An 8,375-nucleotide genomic window follows, 5' to 3' on the forward strand; every position below is an offset into this window, starting at 1 on the left:
CCTATGTCTGTTGAAATTGCGCTATATCAACCGGAGATTCCGCCGAATACAGGCAATATTGCAAGAACCTGCGCGGTGACAGGGGCAAAGCTGCACCTGATCAAGCCGCTTGGGTTTTCAATTGACGAAAAATACGTGAAAAGGGCTGGCCTCGATTACTGGCATTTGGTTGATGTTACGGTTCACGAATCTTTGGAGGCGTTTCTGGAGGTTATGAAGGGGCGTTCGCTGTATTTTTCGTCTACGAAAGCGAAAAAGCTGTATACAGAGCTTCACTATGAGGAAGACGCGGTGTTGGTCTTTGGCAGTGAGACCAGGGGACTTCCGGCGTTAATACACGAGAATTATCAGGACGGATTAATGCGGATTCCCATGCTGGACAGTAAAGATGCGAGAAGTTTAAATTTGTCGAATGCAGTGGCCATTGTCCTGTTTGAAGCCCTCCGGCAGCTGGAGTTTCCGGGTTTGGTGTGAAGGTGTTGGTTGGGGACAGGGAACCATTGGCACAAGTTTTGTCAAGTAGTGCTTCTTATGCGTGGGGAGACACGCTATAATGGGATTATCAAAGATGAGGGGTGTTTAAATGGCGGTTAGAATCATCACCGACAGTGTATCTGATCTACCTGGCGATCTTAAATCAGCCTATGGCATTGAAGTACTGCCTCTGATGGTCAATTTTGGGGAGGTCTCTTACCGGGATGGGATTGATCTGAGCCCTGAAGCTTTTTTTGAGAAGCTGAAGTCCGCGGAGATGCTTCCCACAACGTCACAGGTGAACGTAGGGCAGTTTGTAGAGTGCTTTGAGCGGGTTATAGAGGCAGGCGACGAGGCGGTGGTCATTACATTGTCTTCAAAGCTAAGCGGGACGTATTCCGCGGCGGTGACAGCGGCGGAGGAAATGGGATCTGAAACTATCTCAGTCATTGACTCCCGGTTTGTCAGCTTTGGCCAGGGTCTGCTTGTTTTGAAAGCGGCAGAAATGGCCAGGGAGGGCATGAGCAGAGAGGCTATTGTCAAGGCTTGTGGTCAACTTACTGAACGGCTTGTGATGCTGATTTTCGTCGACACGCTGACCTATTTACACAAGGGCGGACGCCTCAGCGGCGCTGAAGCTATGATAGGCGGCCTTTTGAGCGTTAAACCAATTTTGCATGTCAAGGATGGGGCTTTGGCGCCGCTTGACAAAGTGAGAGGGCGTAAGAAATCCCAGAAATGGTTTGAACAGTATTTGGAGACCCACGCCCCGGAGTTTTCTGAGGAGAGCGTAGGCTTTTTCCATGCAGCAGATCCACAGTTCATGGAAGAAATGATTGATGTGGCGGCTGAAATGATCCATCCTTCAAAAATATACCGTTCAACGGTAGGCGCAGTGGTGGGGACGCATTCGGGCCCGGGGTGTGTCGCGTTCGCGTATTTTAGAAAATGATTTTCATTTTTTGCTCAATCGGATGTAATAATATTTCATAATCGAAAAAATGAGGGTCTCAACACGTTGGAAATTCAGCATTGTTTTTGTCTGTTAATTTTATGACAAAATTTGCTTCAGGTATTGCAATTTTTTTGTAGATGCACTATAATGACGATGTAACATAAAGATTGTTAAATAATTATGAATCATCATCAGGAAATTTTATGGATGCGGACTGTTTAAGAACCGCGAATAAGTGTAAATAACTGAATAGACTGGATGAAAAGTCAGGGAGAGAATCATTAAATTGATCGCCGAAGGGACAAGCTGTCACTGCCAAGTGACTGTGAAATTTTCAGGCAAAAGGACCGGGCTTAGACAGATCTCTGAAAAGCTGATCAGGCACCGTAGGGGCAATTATAACGCGACATAGTCGCGGATAAGAAACTCTCAGGTATAAACAGAGGGAGGAATGGCACATTTATTGTCGCGTTCCTCTCTTTTTTGTTTCTATAAGGTAGGTTGGCCGAGTCCGCAACCGGGCAGAGCAAACTATGCTTCAAAAGTAAAAACGAGGTGACATTGGAATGAAATTCATGCTGGTAACCAACAACCGAATGGTTCAGGAACGCTTTAAACCGGGTGAAACCAAGAACCTCACTCAAGTCGTCTACCAGGAAGACTTCGATTTGATTGCCGTACTGGAGTCTGCCCGCAACTTGATTCACAGCGGCCACAGACTGCTGACGCATCCTTTGTCAGGAAGTGTTAAGCCCTATGAGACGCCTTTTAAATCTGTGGCGATAACCTCAGAAACTGAGGTTTTAGACTTTCAATCCCTTCAGATTATTGAAGAAAGCCTGGCGACGGCCAAGAAATTTCTTGCGGATGCCAGAGTCATTCAATACTCGGAAAAAGTTTATGATGACTTCAGAGTGATTGATCTGAATCTCATCCAAAGCGGCATTGAAAGCATTAATCAGTTTGGTTAAGCACTCTGGGTTTTTCCCGGCGTGGGGATAGACGCGGCGGATAAGATACAGGTTGCTCAGCTATATAGTCTTAATAGGTAACAGGAAAACAGTACACGGGGGGTAAAGCATGGAAAAGCACTATGATGTCGTCATCATTGGCGCAGGTCCTGCAGGACTGTCAGCGGGCCTCTACGCGGCGCGGGCGAAAATGAAGACTGTAATTTTGGAAAAGGAAAAGCCGGGCGGACAGATTGCCACCACGGATGAAGTTGCCAACTACCCAGGCTCTGTAGAGCACGCGACTGGGCCAAGCCTGGTGGACCGCATGGTTGAACAGTGTGATGAATTTGGCGCGGAGCGTGTAAAAGACGCGGTTAAGTCCATTGATTTCACAGGCGACCTTAAAGTCATTGAAACTGAGAGCGGCGACGTTTATAAGGCGAAAGCTGTGATTGTCGCGACGGGCGCTTCTCCTAAGAAGATTGGATGCCCAGGCGAGGCCGAGCTTACAGGCAAAGGCGTCTCCTACTGCGCGACTTGTGACGCGGACTTCTTTACAGATCTCGAAGTCTTCTGCGTTGGCGGCGGCGACACTGCGGTTGAGGAAGCTATGTATCTTACCAAGTTTGCCCGCAAAGTCACACTGGTTCACAGACGTGACGAGTTCAGGGCTGCGAAGTCCATCATAGAAAAAGTCAAGAAGAACGAAAAAGTTGAGTACCTGATGGACTCTGTCGTCGAAGAAATTTACGGTGACGGCATTCTCGAAGGCATAAAAGTGAAAAATGTCAAGACCGGTGAAGTTACGGATATTCCTGCGCCGGAAGACGACGGCACTATGGGCGTTTTCGTCTTCATAGGCTACGATCCGCTCACATCCCTCTTTAAAGGCATCCTCGACATGGACCAAACCGGCTACCTGATCGCGGATGAAAACATGAAAACCAATATTCCTGGTGTCTTTGCCGCAGGAGATGTCAGACAGAAGATCCTTCGCCAGGTGGTAACTGCTACAGCAGATGGCGCAATTGCCGCAGTTGTGGCTGAGAAGTACATCGAGGAAAAATTCCACGCTTAATGCGCTGGGTTTTTTATAAAAGCAAGGAGGAAAATCATGTTTATTTTGGATAAAGACAACTTTGAACAGGAAGTGCTTCAGGCAGATGGTTTTGTACTGGTCGATTATTGGAGCGACGGCTGTGAGCCATGCAAGGCCCTCATGCCGGACGTGGAAGAGCTCGCTGCGCAGTACGAAGGCAAGGTCAAATTCTGCAAGCTCAATACGACAAACGCCAGAAGGCTTGCAATTTCCCAAAAGGTCCTTGGCCTTCCTACTATCACACTTTATAAAGGCGGCCAAAAGGTCGGCGAAGTCACAAAGGAAAAAGCTTCAAAAGCCGGCATTAAAGAAATGCTGGATGCTAATCTCTAACAGCTGATTGTCTGTAACCGGCAGGTCCGGTTCAAATATACAAGGAGGTGAACCTTTTGCGTTTAGAACTTGGTGAAATTCTAATCAAAGACGTGCAGTTTGGTGACGTCAGTAAGGTCGAAAACGGAACGCTGTTCATTAACCGCGACGAGATCCATGCGCTCGTTATGGAAAATGAATACATCAAAAGCTGCAAGGTCGATCTTGCAAAGCCGGGTGAAGAGACCCGAATCACACCTGTCAAGGATGTTATTGAGCCCCGCGTAAAAGTTGATGGTCCTGGCGGCATGTTCCCAGGCGTTATCAATAAAGTAACGACGGTAGGTTCAGGCAGAACCCACGTACTTAAGGGCGCTGCTGTCGTCACATGCGGCAAGATCGTTGGCTTCCAGGAAGGCATTATCGATATGTCAGGTACGGGCGCTGACTTCACGCCGTTCTCCAAAACCAACAACATCTGTGTCGTCATTGAGCCTGCCGATGGTATTAATCAGTACGACTACGAAGCTGCCGCACGTATGGCAGGTCTCAGAGTCGCAACTTACATTGGCGAGCTTGGTAGAGCGGTTACCCCGGATGTTGTAAATGTCTACGAGACAAAACCAGTCTTCGAGCAAGCTGCAGAGTATCCTGAGCTTCCTAAGGTCGGCTATGTCTACATGCTCCAGACTCAGGGCCTGCTTCACGATACGTATGTCTACGGCGTCGACGCGAAGAAGATCGTTCCAACGATCCTCTACCCGACTGAAGTCATGGACGGCGCAATCCTGAGCGGCAACTGCGTCTCCGCGTGCGACAAGAACACGTCGTACCATCACCTGAACAACCCAATTATCAAGCACCTCTACGCAGAGCACGGAAAGTCCATCAACTTCATGGGCGTCATCATCACGAATGAGAACGTTTACCTCGCTGACAAGGAAAGATCTTCAAACTGGACTGCCAAGTTCGCGAAGTTCCTCGGTCTCGACGGTGTCATCGTTTCTCAGGAAGGCTTTGGCAACCCTGATACGGACCTGATCATGAACTGCAAGAAAATTGAAGCGGAAGGCGTCAAGACTGTTATCGTAACAGACGAGTACGCTGGACGCGACGGCTCCTCACAATCCCTCGCGGACGCGGATCCATCCGCTGATGCTGTCGTCACTGGCGGCAACGCGAACGAAACGATTGAACTCCCTCCTATGAAAAAGATCATTGGTATGCTGGATTATACGGATAAAATCGCTGGCGGCTTTGACGGCTCCCTGAGACCAGATGGCAGCATTGTTGCTGAGATCCAGGTCATCACGGGCGCTACCAACGAGCTTGGCTTCAACAAGCTCACTGCAAGAACGTTCTAATTTAGGAACGATAAGCTTTAAGCATTGAATAGAAAATACATTTTGAAAGGATGTCGAGAATGAGCATTTTAGCTAACAAAAAAGTGATCATCATTGGCGACCGTGACGGTGTTCCGGGCCAAGCGATCGAAGAATGCGTCAAGACGAATAGCGACGCAACAGTCGTCTATTCCGCAACAGAGTGTTTTGTCTGAACGGCTGCAGGGGCCATGGATTTGGAGAATCAGAACAGGGTTAAATCTTTAGCAGATGAGTACGGCCATGAGAATGTCGTTGTCATCTTCGGCGCAGCAGAAGCAGAATCAGCTGGTCTTGCAGCTGAGACTGTCACCAATGGTGACCCAACGTTCGCAGGCTGCCTCGCGGGCGTATCTCTTGGACTTTCTGTCTACCACGCGGTAGAGCCAGAGTTCAAGGCAGACGTAGACGCAGATGTCTACGAAGATCAGATCGGCATGATGGAAATGGTTCTCAACGTCGACGAAATCGTCGCTGAGATGACCAACATGAGATCTTCTTACTGCAAATATCTCTAATAATCGCGCCGATAGTTTAGAGATATAAAAAGCAACAAAAAGCACCACCAAAACCCTGATATACAACCCTGATTAAAACCCTGATAAATTCCAAATCCATGCAAACACACAGTTCGGTCGAACTGTAAAAATTCCTGAAAAGCTATAACCAATATTGATATATTCCAGCGATCCTTTAAACCAGAAAAATGTGAAGGGAGGGATCCTCAATCTATTCCACCGCGGCAATTTCGCGGCGGGGTGTGAGGCGGCTTATGAGCAAGATAAGAATTGTGCACTATATCAACCAATTCTTCGCAGGCATTGGCGGTGAAGAAAAAGCAGACGTAAAACCTGAGCTGAGAGAAGGCGTTGTCGGTCCCGGCATGGCACTGAACGGCGAATTCAAAAAACTCGGTAAAGATATGGAAGTCGTTGCGACGGTCATCTGTGGTGACTCATACTTCAACGAGAACCTCGAAGAAGCAAAAACGACGATCCTCGAAATGATTAAATCCCAAAACGCTGACCTGTTTATTGCAGGCCCTGCGTTCAACGCTGGCCGTTATGGCGCGGCGTGCGGCACCATTGCCAAGTTTGTCAAGGAAGAGCTCGACATTCCTGTTGTCACTGCAATGTATATTGAGAACCCTGGTGTCGACATGTACCGAAAGGAACTCTATATCATTGAAACGGGCAATTCCGCTGCTGCTATGCGTACTGCGATTCCTGCAGTCGCGAAGTTTGCGGTCAAGCTTGTTGAAGGTGAGGCTATTGGCACACCTGCAGAGGAAGGCTACATTGAGCGCGGCATCCGTAGAAATATCTTCGTCGATAAGATTGGCGCGGAGCGTGCGGTTGAAATGCTTGTCAGCAAGCTTTCCGGCCAGCCATTTGTTACTGAGTATCCAATGCCGGTATTCGACCATGTCGCACCTGGCAAAGCAATCAAAGACCTTTCAAAAGCAAAAATCGCCCTGGTTACTTCCGGCGGTATTGTACCGAAGGGCAACCCAGACCGCATTGAGTCTTCTTCTGCTTCCAAATATGGCAAGTATGACATTGAAAGCATCAGCGATCTGACCTTCGAAACTTACGAAACTGCTCACGGCGGCTTCGACCCGGTATACTGCAATGACGACTCTGACCGTGTCCTTCCAGTCGACGTCCTCAGAGACCTCGAGAAGGAAGGCAAGATTGGCGAGCTCTATCGTTTCTTCTACTCAACGACGGGCAATGGTACTTCCGTTAAGAACTCCAACGAGTTCGCGACTGAGTTCACCAAAGAGCTGATTGCTGATGGCGTCGACGCGGTTATCCTCACTTCGACGTGAGGCACTTGTACTCGTTGCGGTGCAACGATGGTAAAAGCAATTGAAAGATCCGGTATTCCTGTTGTCCACATTGCGACAGTCGTACCTATATCGCTGACAGTTGGCGCGAACAGAATCGTACCGGCAATCGCGATTCCACATCCACTTGGAAACCCAGCCCTCGATCCGGCAGAAGAGAAGAAGCTTCGCCGCCGTATCGTCGAGAGAGCGCTTAACGCTTTAACAGTTGAGGTTGACGAGCAGACGGTTTTTGATAAATAATAAGAATTAACCTGAATAGGTTGAGGTGAAGGGTGATGTTTAACGCAGACCTCTAGCCTCAACCTATTTAAACATTATTCGGAGGTGTAAAATGTCCTACGCAGTATTGAAAGCGGCGGGTTATGTGCTCGTACACACGCCTGATATGATCTTGCAGAACGGTACCACGCAAACGGTTGAAAGAGCTGCCAACCCGGAATCTGAATACCTTAAGAAAGTCCCTGAGCATCTTCGTTCCTTCGAAGAAGTCGTCAACTATGCGCCAAACCAGACCTATATTGGAAACCTCACGCCAGAGGCCCTCGGAAAGCTCGAGAAGCCTTGGGTGGGCGTTGACGTGCCAGGCAGCAGCCGCGACGGCAAGTTCGGTGAAATCATGCCGCAAGCTGAATTTATCGCTATGCTGAAGCTTTCAGACGTCTTTGACCTCGTAAAGCTTGAGAAAGGCTTTATGGAAGTGGCAAAAGCAGAATATGGAAAGCATCCCCTTGCAACGGCTGAAGAACTTGGGAAATTAGGCGATGGCGACGCGCTTTCCGTCATCGAAGAGCTCGTGAATGTCCATCATGCTGAAGCCATTTACCATGACGGCAAACTCGTAGGCTGCGTCAAGAAAGCCCATGACGTCGACCCTAACCTGAATGCCCATGTTATGTTCGAGAACCTTGTCGTCAAGGCCTCCGGCATCCTGGCGTTCAAAAACCTCGTTGCCAAAAACAACATTGACCCCCTCACCATTGATTATGTCATTGAGTGCTCTGAAGAAGCTTGCGGTGACATGAACCAGCGCGGCGGCGGCAACTTTGCCAAGTCCATTGCTGAAATGGGCGGCGCGGTCAATTCAACAGGTGCTGACCTCAGAGGCTTCTGCGCGGCGCCAACCCATGCGCTGATCACAGCCGCTTCCCTCGTTAAAGCCGGCACTTACAAGAACGTCGTCATCGTCGCAGGCGGCGCTACGGCGAAGCTTGGCATGAACGGCAAGGACCATGTCAAGAAGGGTCTTCCTGTCCTTGAGGACGTCCTTGGCGGCTTCGCGCTCCTGATTTCTGAGAACGACGGTGTAAGCCCTGTTCTGAGAACGGATCTCGTCGGTAAGCACAACGTC

The 8,375-nt window shown here is 49.0% G+C and carries 9 protein-coding genes and 1 riboswitch; all 9 genes read left to right on the top strand.

Going from position 1 to position 8,375, the window contains the following annotated elements:
- The first annotated feature begins 3 nt into the window (after positions 1 to 3).
- On the top strand, positions 4 to 474 hold the full coding sequence (gene trmL / locus BLP63_RS15700; protein ID WP_092593272.1) for a tRNA (uridine(34)/cytosine(34)/5-carboxymethylaminomethyluridine(34)-2'-O)-methyltransferase TrmL: 471 nt from the start codon (positions 4 to 6) through the stop codon (positions 472 to 474).
- A 109-nt stretch (positions 475 to 583) separates the two neighbouring features.
- On the top strand, positions 584 to 1,426 hold the full coding sequence (locus BLP63_RS15705) for a DegV family protein (RefSeq protein WP_092593274.1): 843 nt from the start codon (positions 584 to 586) through the stop codon (positions 1,424 to 1,426).
- 261 nt (positions 1,427 to 1,687) lie between these two features.
- Positions 1,688 to 1,789, top strand: a riboswitch (glycine riboswitch).
- A gap of 206 nt (positions 1,790 to 1,995) precedes the next feature.
- Positions 1,996 to 2,400, top strand: a complete 405-nt coding sequence (locus BLP63_RS15710) for a GrdX family protein (RefSeq protein WP_207646490.1) — start codon at positions 1,996 to 1,998, stop codon at positions 2,398 to 2,400.
- A gap of 109 nt (positions 2,401 to 2,509) precedes the next feature.
- Complete coding sequence (gene trxB / locus BLP63_RS15715) at positions 2,510 to 3,460, top strand: thioredoxin-disulfide reductase (RefSeq protein WP_092593276.1); 951 nt, start codon at positions 2,510 to 2,512, stop codon at positions 3,458 to 3,460.
- 36 nt (positions 3,461 to 3,496) lie between these two features.
- Complete coding sequence (gene trxA / locus BLP63_RS15720; RefSeq protein ID WP_092593278.1) at positions 3,497 to 3,814, top strand: thioredoxin TrxA; 318 nt, start codon at positions 3,497 to 3,499, stop codon at positions 3,812 to 3,814.
- 56 nt (positions 3,815 to 3,870) lie between these two features.
- The gene (locus BLP63_RS15725) at positions 3,871 to 5,157 is read left to right on the top strand and encodes a glycine/sarcosine/betaine reductase component B subunit (RefSeq protein ID WP_092593280.1); all 1,287 of its coding nucleotides are present in this window, start codon (positions 3,871 to 3,873) and stop codon (positions 5,155 to 5,157) included.
- Positions 5,158 to 5,216: 59 nt separating this feature from the next.
- A complete protein-coding gene (grdA, locus tag BLP63_RS15730) occupies positions 5,217 to 5,693 on the top strand; it encodes a glycine/sarcosine/betaine reductase complex selenoprotein A (protein WP_092593282.1) in 477 nt (158 codons plus the stop codon).
- A 254-nt stretch (positions 5,694 to 5,947) separates the two neighbouring features.
- Positions 5,948 to 7,267, top strand: coding sequence for a glycine reductase complex selenoprotein B (gene grdB / locus BLP63_RS15735; protein ID WP_092593284.1), 1,320 nt, complete (start codon positions 5,948 to 5,950; stop codon positions 7,265 to 7,267).
- Positions 7,268 to 7,358: 91 nt separating this feature from the next.
- Positions 7,359 to 8,375 (top strand): glycine/sarcosine/betaine reductase complex component C subunit beta (gene grdC / locus BLP63_RS15740; protein WP_092593286.1); only part of this gene is annotated, 1,017 nt, incomplete at its 3' end.

Source organism: Acidaminobacter hydrogenoformans DSM 2784 (assembly GCF_900103005.1).
In the GTDB taxonomy this organism is placed as follows: domain Bacteria; phylum Bacillota; class Clostridia; order Peptostreptococcales; family Acidaminobacteraceae; genus Acidaminobacter; species Acidaminobacter hydrogenoformans.